The organism is Halorubrum sp. CBA1229 (assembly GCF_003721435.2).
GTDB lineage: Archaea > Halobacteriota > Halobacteria > Halobacteriales > Haloferacaceae > Halorubrum.
In genome coordinates, this window is sequence record NZ_CP054585.1 from 1,102,133 (window position 1) to 1,119,614 (window position 17,482).

Consider the following 17,482-nt stretch of genomic DNA (forward strand, 5'->3'; position numbering starts at 1 on the left):
CGTCGGCCGCGAGCCTCGGGGATCGTCCGCGGCCGGCGGGAGCCTCACAGCACGTCGAGCAGCGCCGCCCGCCGCCGGTCGAGGTCGAAGGCGGCCTCCGCGGCGTCGAGCCGTTCGAAGAAGGCGAAGGCGTCGGCGCCCGACAGCTCCGCGTGCTCGACGAGCGCCTCGATCGAGGCGCGGTTGAGCGCGAACGACTCCAACAGCCCGCAAACGAGCGCGAGCGCCACGCCCGCCTCGCCGTCGGGAAACGCGGGGTCGACCGCGGAGAAGTCGGGGTCAGTGGCCATTTCTGCGCTGATGTCGGCGACGGCGTCGTCGCCCTCGCCGACGGCGAACGTCCGGAGACAGCGGGTGCAGATCGCCGCCGTCGCGGCCGGCGCGTGCTCGCGGAGAGCGGGCGGCACGTCGAAGGCGACGAGGTCGGCGTCACAGCGGGGACAGGACATGCGAAGCGAGATGGATGAGACGGCGGATCGGTGGGACGGCGCGGGACGCGGAGGCGGTCGGTCGGGGGGCAGTCAGTCCGCGGGCTCCGGCTCCTCGGTCTCGGCCGCGGCGGCCTCGGCCGCGGCCGCCTCCTCTTCCTCTTTCTCCTCTTCTTCCTTCTTGGCCTTGATCTTCTTCATGCGGAAGATCTCCTCGCGCTCCTGCTCTTCGAGCTTCTGCTCGATGTACTCCTGATTCTCGTACAGGCCAGGGAGGAGCGTGAACTCCAGGGCGTTCACGCGGCGCTTGGTGGTCTCGATCTCCGTGAGCATCTTCTTCATGGCCGTCTCGACCTCGGCCGCGAGGATGATCTTCTCTAACAGCTCCTCGTAGGCGTCGGCCGCTTCGTCGATCCGGGCGGAGGAGCCGAGCAGCCCGTAGCCGCGCTCGTCGAGGCTCTTCTTCACCTTCGAGGACTCGATCTGCGGGACGACCACACCCATGATGTTCTTCGACTGGGTGGTGATCTCCGGGTGCTCTTTCAGCGCCGCGGCCGCGCCGCGGACGGCGACGTCGCCCTCCATCGCCCGGGCCATGTCGATCTTGCGCTGGGCCGTGTCGTACGTCTCTGACACGTCGGAGCGGACGTCCTGCGCCTGGTCGAGGATGTCCATGAACTCCATGATGAGGCCGTCACGCTTCTGTTCGAGGGTGTCGTGACCGCGCTCGGAGAGCTCGATGCGGTCCTCGATCGCCATCAGGTTCTTCCGCGTCGGTTTGACGTCCTTGGCCATCTTATTGGGGGAACGTTCCGCTCCGAGGCGGATAATTCTTTTCAGTCGTGACGTGTCGCGAGCGATCGGCGCCGACCGGCGCCGCGGCTGATCGAGGGCGAAAAAGCGGAAAGAGAGCCGCGTCAGTCTGCCGCTTCGACGACCTTGCGCTCGGAGTCGTCCTCGCGGTAGTGCTCCTCGATGAACTCCTCGTCGATCCGGTTGAGGGCGTCCTTCGGGAGCATCGAGAGCAGGTCCCAGCCGATGGAGAGCGTCTCCTCGATGTCGCGGTTCTGGTCGAAGCCCTGGTCGACGAACTCCGACTCGAAGGCGTCCGCGAAGTCGAGGTACTTGTTGTCGAGCTCCGAGAGCGCCTCGCGACCGACGATGTTCACGAGGTCGCGCAGGTCCTCGCCCTCCGCGTACGCCGCGAACATCTGGTCTTTCACGTCGGCGTGGTCCTCGCGGGTGAGCCCCTCGCCGATCCCGTCGTCCATCAGCCGCGACAGGCTGGGAAGCACGTTGATCGGGGGCTGGAGGCCCTGGCTGTTCAGGTCGGGGTCGACGTAGATCTGCCCCTCCGTGATGTACCCGGTCAGGTCCGGGATCGGGTGGGTGTCGTCGTCGCCCGGCATCGTGAGGATCGGGATCTGCGTCACCGACCCCTCACGGCCCTGGATCCGCCCGGCGCGCTCGTACAGCTGCGCCAGGTCGGTGTACATGTACCCGGGGTACCCGCGTCGACCCGGAACCTCCTCGCGGGCCGCCCCGATCTCGCGGAGCGCCTCGCAGTAGTTGGTCATGTCCGTCAGGATGACGAGGACGTGGTAGTCCTTCTCGAAGGCGAGGTACTCGGCCGTGGTGAGCACCATGCGCGGGGTGACCGTCCGCTCGACGGCGGGGTCGTCCGCGAGGTTCATGAAGACGACGGAGCGCTCCAGCGCGCCGGTGCGCTCGAAGTCCTGCATGAACTCGTTGGCCTCCTCCTGCGTGATCCCCATCGCGCCGAAGATGACGGCGAACTCGGAGCTCTCCTCGTCGTCGCCCTCCTCCTCTTCCGGCACGCTCGCCTGCCGCGCGATCTGCATCGCCAGCTCGCTGTGCGGCTGGCCGGAGCTGGAGAAGATCGGGAGCTTCTGGCCGCGAACGAGGGTGTTCATCCCGTCGATCGCGGAGACGCCCGTTTCGATGAACTCCTCGGGGTACTCCCGGGAGTAGGGGTTGATCGCCGCGCCGACGATGTCCTGCCGCTCCTCGGGGACGATCTCCGGGCCGTCGTCGATCGGGCGGCCGGAGCCGTCGAGGACCCGCCCGAGGAGGTCCTCGGTGACGGGCATCTTCATCGTCTCGCCCAGGAAGCGGACGGACGCGTTCTGGTCGATACCGGAGGTGCCCTCGAACACCTGGATGGCGACGACGCCCTCCGAGGATTCGAGCACCTGTCCGCGCAGCGTCTCCCCCTGTGCCGTCTCGATCTCGACGATCTCGTCGTAGCCGATCGCCTCATCGACCTCGGCGTACACGAGGGGGCCGCTGATCTCGGTGATTGTCTGATACTCTTTCATGTTAGTAGAGGCTCCGGAGTTCCTCGGTGATCTCCGCTTTGAGCTCCTCGACGTACTCCTCGTAGTTCTCCTGGACGCCGATCCGGTTGATCTGCGGGGCGGCCTCGGTGTCGACGATCTCCTCGACGGGGACGCCCGCTTCGAGCGCCTTGAACGCCTCGTCGTTGAACGTCTCGATCGTCGTCAGCATGAGGTACGTCTTCTCCGGCGGACAGAACGTGTCCACCGGGTGGAACGCGTTCTGCTGGAGGTACGCCTCGCGCAGGTAGCGGGCGACCTCCAGGGTGAGCTGCTGGTCGTCGGGCAGGGCGTCCTTCCCGACGAGCTGCACGATCTCCTGCAGCTCGGTCTCCTCGTCGAGCACGTCGACCGCCCACTGGCGCTTCTCCGCCCAGTCGTCGGCGACCTCCGCTTCGAACCACGGGTCGAGCTGGTCTTTGTACAGCGAGTACGACTCGTTCCAGTTGATCGACGGGAAGTGGCGTCGCTCCGCTAAGTCCGCGTCGAGCGCCCAGAACGTCTTCACGATGCGCAGCGTGTTCTGGGTGACCGGCTCGGAGAAGTCGCCGCCGGGCGGCGACACCGCGCCGATCGCCGAGACGGAGCCCTCCGTCCCGTTGACGTTCTCGAAGTAGCCGGCGCGCTCGTAGAACTGCGCGAGCCGGGCGGCGAGGTACGCGGGGTACCCCTCCTCGCCGGGCATCTCCTCCAGCCGGGAGGAGATCTCGCGCATCGCCTCCGCCCACCGCGAGGTGGAGTCGGCCATCAGCGCGACGTCGTACCCCATGTCGCGGTAGTACTCGGCGATCGTGATCCCGGTGTAGATGCAGGACTCACGCGCCGCGACGGGCATGTTCGAGGTGTTCGCGATGAGCGAGGTGCGGGCCATCAGCGGGTTGCCGTTGGCCGGGTCCTCCAGCTCGGGGAAGTCCTCGATGACCTCGGTCATCTCGTTGCCGCGCTCGCCGCAGCCGACGTAGACGATGATGTCCGCGTCTGCGTACTTCGCGAGCTGGTGCTGGGTGACCGTCTTCCCGGAGCCGAACGGGCCCGGGATCGCGGCCGTCCCGCCCTTCGCGATGGGGAAGAGGCCGTCGAGGATGCGCTGGCCGGACACCAGCGGCGTCCGGGGCGTCTTCTTGTTCGCGGAGGGGCGCGCCTCGCGGACGGGCCACTCCTGGTGCATCGAGACGTCCGTCCCGTTGGCGAGCTCGGCCACCGTCTCGGTGACGTCGAACGAGCCCGACTCGACGGCGGTGACCTCGGTGGTCTCGCCCTCCTCGAGGGCGTCCGGCGGCACCATCACCTTGTGGTCGATGGTGACCGTCTCCTCGACGACGCCGACGACGTCGCCGCGGCCGACCTCGTCGCCGACCTCGACGGTCGGCTCGAACTCCCACTCCTGCTCGAGGTCGATACCGGGCGCGTCGACCCCGCGGTCGAGGTACGGACTGCCCATCTTGCCCTCCAGCACGTCCAGGGGGCGCTGGACGCCGTCGTAGATGGCGTCCAGCATGCCCGGACCAAGGTCGACCGACAGCGGCTCGCCCGTGTTCTCGACGGGTTCGCCGGGGGCGACCCCGGAGGTCTCCTCGTACACCTGAATGGTCGTGATGTCGCCTTCGATCTCGATCACTTCCCCCATGAGGCCTTCGTCGCCGACGTAGACGACGTCGTTCATGCGGGCGTCGAGGTCGCGGGCGCTCACGACCGGACCGCTCACGCTTTGGATAACACCGTCTTCGGTTGGGGTGGTCTCCGTGGATTCTGCTTTACTCATATTAGTCGTCCTCCTCCATCAGGTCGATCCCGATGGCTCGTTTGATCTGGTCGCGCAGCCCGCCGCTGCCGGCGCCGGCGCCGCCGAGCGTGACGAGCACGGGCTCGATGCTCCCCTCCACCGACTCGCGGGTCCCCCGCGAGAGGTGGTCGAGGTCGTCGTCGTGCATCACGATGATGCCGGTGTCCTCGTCGTCGAGGGTCCGTTCGACGGCGTCGTCGAGCCGCTCGTCCTTCTCGTCGTCCGGTACGTTCTCGAACTTCCGCACGCCGGCGAGCCGGAACCCGGTGGTGAACTCGGGGCTGCCGACGACGGCGATCTCCTGGCTCATGTTATCACCAGCTCCGATTCGATCTGGTCGACCGGCAACCCGGCCTCCTTCCCGCGGGCGATCGCCCGGATGTTCTCCACCTCGCGCTCCTTCGCGAGGATGTAGGAGATGATCGGGGTGATCGACACGGGGTGGACCGTCCCGAGCCGGTCGCCGTACGCCAGCAGCGCGGCGTCGGTCGCGTGCTCGAACGCGATGAGGCTGTCCGCCTCCTCGAGGTCGCGCAGCGCCGGGCCGAGTTCCTCGCCGTACTGGCTGTCCGCGATGTACTCCACGAGCTCGTCGAGGTTCCGCGCGAGCCGCGCGAGCGACTCGCGGGTGAACAGCTCGCCGCCCTCGATGAAGTACTCGGCGGGGTCGATGTCCGCGCCCGACCGGGCGAGCCGGAGGGCGTTGGTCGCGTTCCGGAAGTCGACCTCCGCCTTGAGGAACGCCTCGTACTGCCGGGTCGGCTCGTCGCCGCCGAGCCCCGACAGGAGCCGCTCGTAGAACGCGCGGTCGACGGCGTTCTCCAGCGGCACCAGCACGTCCGTCTCCTCGTACTCGGCGTACGCCTCGCGGAGCGGCGGCCCGTAGATCGTGTCCTCCAGCACCTCGACGACGGCGTCGATCGAGTCGGCCTCCAACAGGCGGCGGATCCGCCGGTCGTCGAACTCGCCGGCGCGGATCAGGTCGACCTCGACGGCGGACTGGTCCGCGTCGGTGTAGACGCCGCGGATGACCGTCTTCACGTTCCACGCGTCGAACTTGCGGAGGTACCGGGCGATGAGGTCGTACAGCGACCCCTCGCTCCAGTCCAAGATCCCCTCGAACTGCGCGGCGAGGTTCCGGTTCAACGCGTACTCGATGAGGTCCACGCCGCCGTGGCGGCTCCCGAGGGCGTTGATCTCCCGGCCGTAGCTCGACTCCTCCATGAACCGGGCGATCTCCGCCGGGCTCATGCGGGTCAGCTTCCGGTACTCCTCGTCCCCGTAGAGGCTGCCGCGGCGGGCACGAACCCGCGCGACGACGTACTCTGGGTTCGAGCTCCCGACGGCGCTCATTGGTCGAACAGTCGCTCCGAGATGTTCTTCAACTCGTCGTCCCAGACGGACTCCAGGACCGAGTCGAACGTGTTGTTCACGCGAACGCGAGAGGTGTCGCTCTCGGCGACCACGCCGCCGAGACAGTCGACCTCGCCGTCGACCTCGGCGTTGCGGTCGGCGACGAGCTCCTCGAGGAGCTCGACGTCCTCGGCGCGGGTGTAGACGGCGACGTCCTCGTCGTCGTCGTACTCCGCGAGGCTCGCGTCGAGCAGCGTCTCGGTGAGCTCGCGACGGCGGTCGTCGTCGAGCCCCTCGATGGCGGCCTCGACGTCGTCGCGGACGTCTTCGAGGACGTCCCGACGGGCGCCGAGCCGCTCCTGTTTGGCCTCGAGTTTGGCCGACGAGAGCGCCTGCTCGCGCTCCTGATCGATCTGGCGGTCGACCTCGGCGAGGCGCTCCTCGCGGATGCGCTCGGCGTCGGTCTCCGCCTCGGCGACGATCTCGTCCGCCTCGGACTCCGCCGCTTCGCGGATCTCCTCTGCACGCGCGCGGGCTTCGTCTCGAACGTCCTCAACGACAGTGTCCAAACTCATTGGTGTGAAAGGAAGTGCCGCTCAGACGATGAAGACGACGACGAGTGCGAGGATAACGATCGTCTCGGGAAGCACCGTCAGGATGAGCCCGTTGACGAAGAGGTCGTCGTCCTCGGCCATCGCGCCGACGGCGGCCGAACCGATACCACGCTCGGCGTATCCCGCACCGAGGGCGGCGAGCCCGACGGCGAGCGCCGCTGCGGCGCTGGGGTCGGTGAGGGTTCCTCCGGTGGACAGTACGGCGTTCCCGAGTGCGTTGGTAGCTTCAAGCATTGGTAGTAGTTCCGGTTGCTCGTCTCCGAACGGTAGGTAGTTGCCGCCACAGTAGTCATAAAGCTTCCCAAAACGACCGAATAGAGCGGCCGTAGTCGGGGATAGAGACACGGCTAAACGCGTCGGTTGACCCGAATCGACGCGCCGTCGACGGCCGGAGTCGGGCCGATGCGGACGGCGGTGAATCGGATCGCGGCGAGCGCGCCGACCGAGTCGAGGCGAACGGAGTCGGCAGGCGGCCGGCGAGGCGGGCGCCGGCTACTCCTCGGTGGTGTACTGCCGGTCGTAGCCGAACGGCAGGTAGCTGTCGCCGCCGCCCTCGTAGAAGTTCCCGAAGAACTCCACGTACTCGAGGCGCACCGCCTGAATGCCGGCGGAGGTGATCCCGAGCGCGAGGACGACGATGTGGCCGACGACCGCGACGATGATCCCGCCGACGAGCGCGACGACGCCGACCGCGCCGATCGAGGCCGGGTCGAAGGCGGTCGTCATCCCCGCGAAGACGAGCTCGTAGTCCTCGGGGTGGCTCCGGACGTACTGGAGGTAGTCGGCGCTGAAGATGAAGTGGAAGCTCCCCTCGCCGCTCTCGTCGATGTACGCGCCGAACGCGAGCAGGTTCACGGCGAGCGCCATGCCGCCCTTCGCGAGCAGCACCGCCATGATCCGGGCGTACGAGATGACGTTGACGATCGGGGAGAGCACCTCGGCGAGCTCCGGGGGCTCACCGATGGCGAGCAGGACGACGCCCGCGAGGATGGCCGCGATGGCGGCGTACCCGACCGCGACCGGGAAGCCGCCGAACGACACCGCCCCGAAGGTGAGGATCGAGAACGACTCGAAGAGGAAGTCGGGCTTCGGACCGGGGAGGTGCTGGCTGAAGATCCAGATCCACGCGCCGTTGAGGATCAGCAGCCACGAGCCGCCCTCGTACAGCGCGTGCTTGAGGTCGTGCTGCTGGTAGTTGCTCACGAACGAGAGGACGTGACCCACGTTCAGGTGGGCGAGCCCGAACAGCACGCTCGCGACGAGGAACGACAGCGCCCAGTCGATGTCGGCCGGCGAGAGCCCCTTCCCGTCGACGGGCCAGTGGATGTCACCGGGCAGCAGCTGGTAGGCGTGGTAGCCGAACACGTCGATCCCGAAGTAGATCCCGAACAGGATCGTGAAGCCGCCGGCCCACATCGCGACGGCGCCGAGCTCCCGGAACGTCCCGTCGTACCGGCTGTACAGGAAGGCGCCGATCCCGGCGTAGAGGACGCCGTAGCCGACGTCGCCGATCATGAAGCCGAACATGAGCGGGAACGTGAGGAAGACGAGGAGCGTCGGGTCGAACTCCGAGTACTTCGGCCGGCCGAACCCCTGCACGAGCAGTTCGAAGGGGCCCGCCGCGCTCCCGTTGTCCTGGACGACCGGCGGGTCGTCGTCGCCGTGCGTCGCGTGGCCGCCGTCGGTGGCGGCCTCGCGGTCGGCGTCGTCTCCCGTGGCCGCGGTCGCGGCGTCGGCGCCGCCCGCGGAGCCGCCGTCCGCGACCGCTTCGGTGTGGTGGTCGCCGTCGGGCGTGAACGAGGCGCGTTCGAGCTCCTCGACCTCGGCGTGGTCACCGACTGCGTCGGCGATGCTCGCCTCGAAGTCGGGGTAGGTGTCCGTGGGGATCCACCCCTCGGCGACGAACGCGTTCTCCGTGGTCGCGAACGAGAGCGGCGCCTCCTTCTTCTCGGCTTCGATGGTGAGCTGCTCCTCGGCGCGGAGCAGGAAGCCGGCCGCCTCCCCCTTCACGTCGGCGAGATCGGCCTCGATCTCCTCGAGATCGGCCCGCAGCTCCTCGCGTTCGCGCTCAAGCTCCGCAACGTATTCGGCGGGGCCGGCGTCGGCCTCCGGCACCTCCAGCAGCGCGATGTCGACGCCGACGAGCGAGTCCTGCAGGACGCCCTCCTCGGCGCCGTCGGCGGGCTTCGCGAAGATCGCCACGACGTCGCTGCCGGCGAACACCTCGTAGGCGTCGAGCCCGTCGGCGTCGGCGAGCGTCTCCTCGACGGCGTCGGGCTTGGCCTCGCCGACGACGACCTCGAGCGAGTCGTAGCCGCGAAGCAGGTCGAGTTCGATGCCGAGGTCCGCGAACGGCTCCATCCGATCGATCGCCTCCGCCCGATCGCGGATCTCGGCCTGGAGCTCGTCTCGCCGGTCGTTGAGGGCGTTGACGCGCTCGCGGACGTCGGCGAGCTCGCGTTCGAGCTCCTCGTCGTCGATGGCGCGGGCCGCGTCGAGCTCGTCGCCCTCGACGTCGAGGACGCTCTCGAGCGCGCGGACGGTGACGAGCTGCTCGTTCACCGTCTCGGCGCCCTCGAGCGACTCGCCGGGCGCGAACCCCTCGTAGCGCTCGTCGTAGTCCGTGACGTGCAGCGAGTGGTGGGCGTACGCCGCCTCGATGACGTCGTCGATGACGCGCTTCGAGCCCGTCACCGACACCTTGCTCATCCGCTCAGGCCTGAGCATCCACCGCCTCCTCGGCCTGTTGGTTCACCGCTTCCTCGAACCGTTCGACTGCGTAGTCGACGGCCGAGTCCACGCGCTCGCGGGCCTCGCGTTCGAGCTCGTCGCGGTCGGACCGGCCCGCCTCGAGGATCTCCTCCTTCCGTTCCTCGATCTCCTCGCGGGCCGCCTCGAGCCGCTCCGCGGCCTCGGACTCCGCCTCCTCCTCGGCCTCGGCGCGGATCTCGTCCGCGCGCTCTCGAGCCTCGGCGAGGCGCTCGTCGGCGTCCGATTCCGCCGTCGCGATGATCTCGTCCGCCTCCCGTTCAGCCTCCTTGATCCGGTCGAGCACCTCTGGTCTCGCCATGCTACTAATCGCCTGAAACTCTACAAGCGACGTATAAGGTGTTTGCGAAAGTACGCGGGCCTTGCTCCCGATAGCGGCGGGAATCGGCGGCGACGGGGGTCTGATCGACCGCCTGCCGCCTACATTTAAGTACCAGTCGCCGGACCGTCACCGTATGGCAACGGTGTATGCGGTCGCGTCGGCGAAAGGTGGGGTCGGGAAGACCACCACGACCGCGGCGATAGCGACGGTCCTGGCGGGCTCCGGCGCCGACGTCGTCGCGATCGACGCCGACATCGGCATGGCGAACCTCGCGGGCGCGCTGGGCGTGACGCCCGACGAGCCGACGCTCCACGACGTGCTCGCGGGGCGGGCCGACCCGCTCGACGCGGTCCACGAGGGGCCGGAGGGGCTCCGCGTCGTCCCCGGCTCGGAGGACCTCGACGCCTACGCGTCGGCGGATCCGGCCGGGCTCGCGGACGTCGTCGCGGCCTTCGAGGACGCCGACTACGTGCTCGTCGACGCCGGGGCGGGGCTCTCGCACGACTCCAGCCTCCCGCTAGCGATCGCCGACGAGACCCTGCTCGTCTCGACCGCCGAGCGGAGCGCCCTCGGCGACACCGAGAAGACGCGGCAGCTCGCGGAGCGGCTCGGCGGCGACGTCGCCGGCGCCGCGATCACCCGCGTCGACCCCGACGCCGACGAGGTCGGCGTCGACGGGCTCGCCGCCGACGTCCTCGACGCGGCAATTCTCGGCCGGATCCCGGAGGACGACGCCGTGGTGCGGGCGGCGACCGCGAACCGCCCGCTTCCGACGTTCGCGCCGGACGCGCCCGCCACCCGGGCCTACCGGGACCTCACGCGAGCGCTGACGGACGTCGATATCGAGGGGGCCGGGACCAGCGAGGGCGACGACGCGGAGGCCGACGACACCGAACCAGATGCGGACGACGACGCTGACGACGCCGAACCGGACGAGGCTGAGACCGCGGCGGCCGGGGCGACCTCCGGGAGTGACGAGAACCCCGTCGGAGAAGGCACGGAGGCGGGGACGACCAGCGAGGCGGAGACGGTCGAGCGCGTCGACACGGACGAGGAGGACATCATCGTCGCCGACGCCGAGGCGGGGGGACTGAGCGACCCGGGCGACGAGGAGGACATTATCGTCGCCGACGAGGACCCCGCCGCGGAAGGCGACGGGGAGGCGGAGACGACCGGGGAGACGGAGACGGTCGGCGAAGAGCACGTCGACGGCGACGACCTCGAGGCGATGATCGAGGACGATGTCGACGATCCGGAGGCGTTCGACGAGGCGGAAGCACCCGACGACGCGGAGACGATCGACGACGCGGAGAGCGAGGGTGTGCAGATAGACGACGCGGAGAGCCCCCCGAAGACGGCCGCGGACGAACCCGAGCCGGACGACGGCGCTGCGGCCGCCGAGGAACCGACCGCCGACCCCGACGACGAGCTGGCGGGGAGCGTCCCGTTCCGCGACGACGACACCGGCATGAACACCGTCCTCTCGGAGGGCGCCGAGGACGCGGAGGAGACGGAAGAAGCGGAGGAGGCGGAGGAACCGGAGGACGCGGCGGAGACGGACGACGAGGAGGGGGGAGAAGAGAAGAGCGGCGGCTTCTTCAGCCGGTTGTTCGGACGCTAAGAGGCGGCGTTCGGGCGGTTGAAAGCGGCGTTCGGACGGTAGAGAGAGGGGCTGCGGTCGCGGATCTCCGGCCTAGGCCTCGGAGGGCGCCGCCGCCCGATCGCGGATGAGCTCGCGGATTTCCTCGGGGTCAGTGATGCCGGCGAGCTCCTCGCAGGAGACCAGGGCGGTGCCGTCGACCGACTCGCGCTTCTCGTCCTCCTCCGTGAAGTAGACGGAGCGCGTCCGGGCGACCTCGCCGATCGAGGACATGATCCGCGCGCGCTTCTCCGCGGCGGGGGTGAACGCCGAGTGGCCGGTGAGCACCCGGGTCTCGGCGCGCTGGTCGTCCTCGGAGACCGCCTTGAACGGCGCGCGGGCGGTCGGGTGGACCGTGAAGCCGGCGTTGGTAAGCACGTGGAGGACGTGCTCGTCGTCGGGGTCGGTCTCGGGCGCCGAGGGGGTCGGATCGGCGTCGCGCACCTCGTCCGCGCCGCCCAGCACGTCGACCGGGCTGGAGAACGGCTCGTCGAACAGGTCCTCGAGCTGGACCGCGACCTCGATGGAGGCGTTCATCCCGTCCTCGTACTTCGAGACGGTGCGCCGGGAGACGCCGAGCTCGGTCGCGAGCCGCCCGAGCGACCAGCCGCGCTCCTCGCGCTCGTCGGCGAGGAGGTCGCCGTCGAGGCTGACGTAGAGCCCGCCGGGCGCCGCGTAGATGAGCGGCGGCATCCCCTCGACGAACAGGTCGTACCCCGTGTCGGGGTTGATCACCGGGACGCCGTGCCGGAAGTAGACCACGCCGGGCTTCAGCTCCTCGTCGCGGGTCCGGATTCCGATCACCATCGGCGTCGCGTGCAGGTACTCGCCGAGCCGGCGCATCTCCGCGCCAGTCTCCGCGTCCAGCGCGTCGACGTTGCCGAGTATTTTCAAGAGGAGGAGGTCCTCGTCGCGCCGGGCCGCCACGTCGAAGCTCTTGGGCCGGACCGCACACCGGTCGCTGACGAGGAAGCCCGCGTCCTCGAGCATCGCGGTGACGTTTTCGATCAGCGCAGTCCGGGACATACCAGAAACAAGCAGTTCACCGTATATATGCGTTGTGTCACTTGTATTCGCGCGAAACCGCCGCCCGCTTGCGGTTTTCCCGACGAATCGGGCGGAGCGGTTAAATACCGAGTCCGAGTCCGAGTCGGAAGGGGCCGGTAGCCGCGATCGGCCCCACAGTCGGGCGAAACCGGTTTGTCCGGGAACGGGCAAGGGCGCGTATGCCAATCGTCGCCGTCGACGACACCGACTCCCGCGAGCGGGGGATGTGCACGACGTACGTCGGCGCGCGGCTCGCCGAGCGGCTCGAATCGGCCGGCGGGCGGGTCCGCCGGCGGCTCCTCGTCCGACTGAACCCCGCCGTGAAGCACAAGACGCGGGGGAACGCCGCCGTCGCGGTCCACGTCTCCGGCGTCGACGCGGCGGCGGCGTTCGACCTCGCCGCGGAGGCCGTGCGCGAGTTTGCCGCCGAAGACGACCCGCGAACGTCTCCGGGCCTCGTCGTCGCCGACGTCGACGTCGCCGGGGACCCGTTCGCGCCGGGAGCGCTCCCCGCGTCCTCGGGCGACGGCGACGCGTCGGCGGCGCGGATCCCAGACGACGTGGCCGACTTCGCTCGCCGCGCGCTCCGCCGTCGCCTCGACCTCGACGAGGCGCTGTCGCTCGCCGAGGCGCACGGCTACCGGCACGCCGCGTTCGGGACCGGCGGGGAGACGGCGGAGTCGGCCGTCGTCGGCCGCGGGAGGATCGGCGCGCTCGCGGCGGTCGGCGCGCCGGCCGCGTTCGACGACTGGACGGCGGAGCGGATCTCGTACCGCGAGCTGGATCGCTGCGGGACGCCTCGCGAGGTCGACGTCGAGAGCGTCTTCGCCGCGGCCGACGCGGGGTACCCGACAGTCTGGGACACCGTCGACCGGGAGACTGGCGCGGCGGTCTGCGTCCCCAACGCCCCCGGCCCGATCCTCCACGGGATCCGCGGCGACGACCCGGAGACGTGTCGGGACGTGGCCGAGGCCATCGAGAGCGAGCCCGTGGAACGCGCCGCGACGTTCCTCACGAACCAGGGCACCGACGCCCACCTCGCGCCCGGCCGGATCGGCGACCTCCGCGACGGCGCGGGGTACCGGGTCGCCGGCGCGGTCGCGAGCGAGCCGGAGACGAAACGGGGGGGCCACGTCCACGTCGAGGTCGCGGCGGGCGACGAGGGTGACGAGGGTGACAAGGGTGACGAGGGTGACGAGAAGGCCGAGGAGAACGGCGCGGCCCGCCTCCGCTGCGTCGCGTTCGCGCCGACCGGGCGGTTCCGCGACCGCGTGCGCGCCCTCCGACCCGGCGACCGGGTGACGCTGTGCGGCGAACACGAGGTCCGGGAGTCCGACGGCGGGGGCGAGAGGACGCAGGTACCGACGTCGACCCTCAAGCTCGAGAAGTTCGCCGTGCGCGACCTCGTGAGGACCGAGCCGGCCGTGCCAACCTGTCCGGACTGCGGGCGGTCGATGTCGTCGGCGGGGAGCGATCAGGGGTACCGCTGCCGCGACTGCGGGACCGCCGCGCCCGGGAAGGTCGACCGCGAGGTCGACCGCGAGCTGGAGCCCGGCTGGTACGAGGTGCCCCCGAGCGCCCGCCGCCACGTGGCGAAGCCGCTCGTCAGGGGCGGGTTCGACGCGCCGGTCCACCCGGAGCGGTGAGTCCCGCCCGGGGCGGTGAGCCCCGCCCGCAGCGGTGAAGTGGTCGGGGCGCGACCCGTCGGGCATGTCCGGGATCGTCTTCTACGGGACGGAGAACCGAGGCGGCGTCGTCGACTTCTACCGCGAGGAGCTGCGCGCCGAGACGTGGCTCGAACAGCCGGACTGCACGATCCTCCGCTACGACAACTTCCTGTTCGGCTTCTGCGACCGCGACGAGACCGAGACGTGCGGGACGCTCACGTTCGTCTACCCCGACCGCGACGCGGTCGACGAGGTCCGCGAGCGCCTCGCCGAGGCGAGCGACCGCCGCGACGCCGCGAGCGCCCCGAGCGCGGTCGAGGACCCGCGCGAGAACGAGCGGTACGACATCTATCAGTGCTTCGCCGAGGACCCCGACGGACGGACCGTCGAGTGTCAGGCGTTCCTCGCCGACGACGTGCCGTCCGTTTAAATTGAGGGCGGACGGAGCGCGGCGCTTCCCGCGATCACTCCTCGACGGTCCGCTCCTCGCGCCACTCGGCGGCGCGGTCGAGCGCGGCCTCGCGGTCGTCGAAGCGCTCGCGCTCGTAGGCCGACTCGTCGGCGGCCTGTTCCATCACGTCGAGGCGGACGACGAACCGGCCGTCGGTGCGCTCGCGAACCCGGACCGTCGCGTAGCCGTCGGAGCGCTCCCACTCGGTGATCGTCCCATCCTCGCGTCCAAGTGACCAGCTCATACCTCACGGGGCGGGCGCGGCGGCTAAAACGGCCCGGTTCGACCGCGGAAGCCGGAACGGACTCGACGGGCCACTCCCCGTCGTCGACGAGTCACTCCTCGTCGACCGGTCTCGTCACGTGCGAGCAGACCGGACAGACCGCGTAGCCGAGGGTGTCGTACGGGACTGACGCCGAGGGGGCGGTCACGTCGCACTCCGGGCAGTCGAACGTGGACCCGTTATCGATGCTCATGTCTCTCCGTAGCGCGGCGACCCATATGGTTACGCGGCGCTTGCCGCCCCGTCAACGACTCCTTACTTATAAGCGACCGCCGGGCCGAGGTCGCCTATGGCCGACGACATCCACGCGGACCGACGGCGGCGCGCCGCCGCGCGGCTCCGGGACGCGGGCGCCGACGGGCTGGTCTGTTTCCCGAGCCGGAACCTCCAGTACCTCACCGGCTTCGACGAGGAGCCCGGCGAGCGGCACTTCCTGCTCGCGGTGCCGGCGGCGGGCGGCGGAGCGGACCCGGCGACGCTCCTCGTCCCGTCGCTGTACGAGACGCAGGTGCGCGAGGAGACGACCGTCGCCGACGTCCGGACGTGGGCCGACGGCGAGGACCCGGTCGCGGCCGCTCGCGATCTGCTCGCCGACCTCGGGCTTCGGGACGGACGCCTCCTCGTCGACGACACGATGTGGGCGACGTTCACGCAGGACCTCCGGGCGGCGGCGCCGGACGCGACGTGGGGGCTCGCGAGCGAGGTCCTCGCCGACATGCGGGTCCGGAAGGACGACGCCGAGCTGGCGGCGCTGCGCGAGGCGGCCGCCGCCGCGGACGCGACCGTGCGCGACCTCCGCGACCTGGGCGCCGACGCGGTCGGGATGACCGAGCGCGAACTCGCCGACTGGATCGCCGACCGGCTTGCCGCGCACGGGGGGACCGGCGTCTCGTTCGAGACGATCGTGGCCGCTGGTCCGAACGGCGCGAAGCCGCACCACGGCCACGGGGACCGCGAGATCCGGGCGGGCGAGCCCGTCGTGCTCGACTTCGGGACGCGCGTCGACGGCTACCCCTCCGACCAGACGCGGACGCTCGTGTTCGACGGCGACCCTCCGGCGGAGTACGAGCGAGTCCACGAGGCGGTCCGGGAGGCGCAGGCCGCCGCGGTCGACGCCGTGGAGCCGGGCGTCACGGCCGCGGCGGTCGACAGGGCCGCGCGGGAGGTGATCGAGGCGAAGGGGTACGGCGACGCGTTCGTCCACCGGACCGGCCACGGGGTGGGGCTCGACGTCCACGAGGCGCCGTACGTCGTCGCCGGGAACGACCGGGAGCTCGAACCGGGGATGGTCTTCTCCGTCGAGCCGGGGGTCTACCTCGACGGGCGGTTCGGCTGTCGGATCGAGGACCTCGTCGTCGTCACGGCGGACGGCCGCGAGCGGCTGAACGACACCGACCGCGGCTGGCGGTGACCGCGGCTAGCTGTGACCGCGGCCGGCTGCGTCCGCGTTCGTCCGGACGCGGCGCCGCGACGCGGTCGGCGTTGAAACGAAAGCGTCCGAAGAGGAGACGGAAAGGGGGAACGGGAGGGGGACTCTGACGGGAATCCCCGAAGAACCGGCGCGTCGGACGTCCGACGCGAGATGCGGGAGTCGTGTGCCTACTCCGCAATAGAACGTTAGTGTCGAATCGTATAGTTGTAACACCGAATTATTTCGGTCCTCGGGTCGGCCTCGGCGGCAGGGGGATCCGAACGGTTCGCCGCCGATCGCGGCTGGCGAGCGCGGAAATCGATCGAGCGGTCGGATCCGAGGCGGGTCACCGCGGAACGCGGCGGCGGCCGGCCCGCATCGAAACCATTAGTGTCACCGGAGCGGAATCGCGGGGCATGAGCGACAACGAGGAGGCCGAGGAGAGCGAACCGGCCGTCGAGCTCGGCGAGGGACCGGACGTGGCGGGCGAGCCGATCGCCCGCGTCGCGTCCCGGCTCACGTGGCCCGCGAAGCGCAGCGACGTGGTGGCACAGGAGGGCGACGCCGCGGTCCGGAGCCCGGACGGCCCCCGCGACCTCGACGACGTGCTCGCGGAGTCCGAGGTGCCGCTGTTCGAGAGCCGCAGCGAGTTCGTCGCGGAGGTCGAGGAGCTCGTCGGGCGCGGCCCGGTCGCCACCGAGTAGCCGCGTCCCCCCCGTCGCGGCCTTTTTGCCCCGTCAGCGCGGAGTCGACGTATGGCGATCCCCTTCGATCCGCACGAGCTGGACCCCGAGGAGTACGGCGAGACGCGGACGACGCTGTCGACCGACCACGAGTCGGCCGTCGAGCGCGTCCGCGAGGTGTGCCTCGACGCCGGCTTCGGTATCCCGGTCGAGTTCTCCCCGTCCGACATGCTCAACGAGAAGGTCGACGCCGACCGCGACCCGTACTACGTCCTCGGCGCCTGCAACCCGTCGATGGCGGACCGCGCGCTCGACGCGACCGACAAGCGCATCGGGGGGCTGTTCCCCTGCAACATGATTATCTGGGAGGAGTCGCCCGGCGAACAGGTCGTCTACCACGTCTCGATCATGAAGATCGCGCGCCTCCTCGGCATGCCCGTCGACGACGAGGCGATGGACGAGATCATCGCCGACACCGGCGAGATGGTCGACGCCGTGTTCGAGGAGCTGGCGGAGTAGTCGACGGAGAAGGCGTCTCCGCGACTTTATTTATAAATAGCCGGCGCGGTGGCGCGCCTCCGAGCGGCCGCCATCGGCGGCCGCGAAGGAGCCCGCGAGGGAGTCAGTCGCCGGAGCGAAGCGGAGGCGACTGACGAGGCTGGGGAGGCGTGAGGT

General features: G+C 70.1%; 19 protein-coding genes. 6 read left to right on the top strand and 13 right to left on the bottom strand.

Going from position 1 to position 17,482, the window contains the following annotated elements; all coding sequences use genetic code 11:
- Positions 1-44 precede the first annotated feature (44 nt).
- The 10 genes from Hrr1229_RS05470 to ahaH all read right to left on the bottom strand — a co-directional run bounded on the left by Hrr1229_RS05470 (position 45) and on the right by ahaH (position 9,605).
- The gene (locus Hrr1229_RS05470) at positions 45-449 is read right to left on the bottom strand and encodes a DUF6276 family protein (RefSeq protein ID WP_123113827.1); all 405 of its coding nucleotides are present in this window, start codon (positions 447-449) and stop codon (positions 45-47) included.
- A gap of 72 nt (positions 450-521) precedes the next feature.
- A complete protein-coding gene (locus tag Hrr1229_RS05475; protein WP_123113826.1) occupies positions 522-1,223 on the bottom strand; it encodes a V-type ATP synthase subunit D in 702 nt (233 codons plus the stop codon).
- 122 nt (positions 1,224-1,345) lie between these two features.
- On the bottom strand, positions 1,346-2,767 hold the full coding sequence (locus Hrr1229_RS05480; protein ID WP_123113825.1) for a V-type ATP synthase subunit B: 1,422 nt from the start codon (positions 2,765-2,767) through the stop codon (positions 1,346-1,348).
- 1 nt (position 2,768) lies between these two features.
- Entirely contained in the window at positions 2,769-4,547 is a 1,779-nt protein-coding gene (locus Hrr1229_RS05485) for an ATP synthase subunit A (RefSeq protein ID WP_123113824.1), read from the bottom strand.
- 1 nt (position 4,548) lies between these two features.
- Positions 4,549-4,878: a V-type ATP synthase subunit F gene (locus Hrr1229_RS05490; protein ID WP_123113823.1), complete on the bottom strand. Its 330-nt coding sequence runs from the start codon at positions 4,876-4,878 to the stop codon at positions 4,549-4,551.
- Positions 4,875-5,921, bottom strand: a complete 1,047-nt coding sequence (locus tag Hrr1229_RS05495; protein ID WP_123113822.1) for a V-type ATP synthase subunit C — start codon at positions 5,919-5,921, stop codon at positions 4,875-4,877. The genes Hrr1229_RS05490 and Hrr1229_RS05495 overlap by 4 nt, the downstream gene beginning before the upstream one ends.
- Entirely contained in the window at positions 5,918-6,496 is a 579-nt protein-coding gene (locus Hrr1229_RS05500; protein ID WP_123113821.1) for a V-type ATP synthase subunit E, read from the bottom strand. Before Hrr1229_RS05500 ends, Hrr1229_RS05495 begins: the two co-directional genes overlap by 4 nt.
- A 21-nt stretch (positions 6,497-6,517) precedes the next feature.
- Positions 6,518-6,769 (bottom strand): ATP synthase subunit K, encoded by a 252-nt coding sequence (locus Hrr1229_RS05505; RefSeq protein WP_066412079.1) that lies wholly within the window; start codon positions 6,767-6,769, stop codon positions 6,518-6,520.
- Positions 6,770-7,027: 258 nt separating this feature from the next.
- Positions 7,028-9,244 carry a V-type ATP synthase subunit I gene (locus Hrr1229_RS05510; protein WP_123113820.1) on the bottom strand — a complete coding sequence of 739 codons (2,217 nt, stop codon included), beginning with the start codon at positions 9,242-9,244 and terminating at the stop codon, positions 7,028-7,030.
- 4 nt (positions 9,245-9,248) lie between these two features.
- Positions 9,249-9,605 (bottom strand): ATP synthase archaeal subunit H, encoded by a 357-nt coding sequence (gene ahaH / locus Hrr1229_RS05515; RefSeq protein ID WP_123113819.1) that lies wholly within the window; start codon positions 9,603-9,605, stop codon positions 9,249-9,251.
- A 154-nt stretch (positions 9,606-9,759) separates the two neighbouring features.
- On the opposite strand from ahaH, the gene Hrr1229_RS05520 reads away from it, so the two are divergent.
- Entirely contained in the window at positions 9,760-11,247 is a 1,488-nt protein-coding gene (locus Hrr1229_RS05520; RefSeq protein WP_123113818.1) for a P-loop NTPase, read from the top strand.
- Between the two features lie 72 nt (positions 11,248-11,319).
- On the opposite strand, the gene Hrr1229_RS05525 is transcribed toward Hrr1229_RS05520, so the two are convergent.
- Entirely contained in the window at positions 11,320-12,291 is a 972-nt protein-coding gene (locus Hrr1229_RS05525; protein ID WP_123113817.1) for a transcriptional regulator, read from the bottom strand.
- Positions 12,292-12,491: 200 nt separating this feature from the next.
- On the opposite strand from Hrr1229_RS05525, the gene Hrr1229_RS05530 reads away from it, so the two are divergent.
- Both Hrr1229_RS05530 and Hrr1229_RS05535 read left to right on the top strand, forming a co-directional pair.
- Positions 12,492-13,958 carry a tRNA(Ile)(2)-agmatinylcytidine synthase gene (locus Hrr1229_RS05530; protein WP_123113816.1) on the top strand — a complete coding sequence of 489 codons (1,467 nt, stop codon included), beginning with the start codon at positions 12,492-12,494 and terminating at the stop codon, positions 13,956-13,958.
- A gap of 64 nt (positions 13,959-14,022) precedes the next feature.
- Positions 14,023-14,409, top strand: coding sequence for a VOC family protein (locus Hrr1229_RS05535; protein WP_123113815.1), 387 nt, complete (start codon positions 14,023-14,025; stop codon positions 14,407-14,409).
- Positions 14,410-14,443: 34 nt separating this feature from the next.
- Here Hrr1229_RS05535 and Hrr1229_RS05540 read toward each other — a convergent pair whose 3' ends face one another.
- Both Hrr1229_RS05540 and Hrr1229_RS05545 read right to left on the bottom strand, forming a co-directional pair.
- A complete protein-coding gene (locus Hrr1229_RS05540) occupies positions 14,444-14,674 on the bottom strand; it encodes a hypothetical protein (RefSeq protein ID WP_123113814.1) in 231 nt (76 codons plus the stop codon).
- A gap of 91 nt (positions 14,675-14,765) precedes the next feature.
- A complete protein-coding gene (locus Hrr1229_RS05545; protein WP_176329368.1) occupies positions 14,766-14,906 on the bottom strand; it encodes a hypothetical protein in 141 nt (46 codons plus the stop codon).
- Between the two features lie 96 nt (positions 14,907-15,002).
- Between Hrr1229_RS05545 and Hrr1229_RS05550 the strand changes: the two genes are divergently transcribed.
- From Hrr1229_RS05550 to Hrr1229_RS05560, 3 genes are all read left to right on the top strand, one after another.
- Positions 15,003-16,124 carry an aminopeptidase P family protein gene (locus tag Hrr1229_RS05550; RefSeq protein ID WP_123113813.1) on the top strand — a complete coding sequence of 374 codons (1,122 nt, stop codon included), beginning with the start codon at positions 15,003-15,005 and terminating at the stop codon, positions 16,122-16,124.
- A gap of 416 nt (positions 16,125-16,540) precedes the next feature.
- Positions 16,541-16,828, top strand: a complete 288-nt coding sequence (locus tag Hrr1229_RS05555) for a DUF5789 family protein (protein ID WP_123113812.1) — start codon at positions 16,541-16,543, stop codon at positions 16,826-16,828.
- A 51-nt stretch (positions 16,829-16,879) separates the two neighbouring features.
- Positions 16,880-17,326, top strand: a complete 447-nt coding sequence (locus tag Hrr1229_RS05560) for a DUF302 domain-containing protein (protein ID WP_123113811.1) — start codon at positions 16,880-16,882, stop codon at positions 17,324-17,326.
- Positions 17,327-17,482 lie beyond the last annotated feature (156 nt).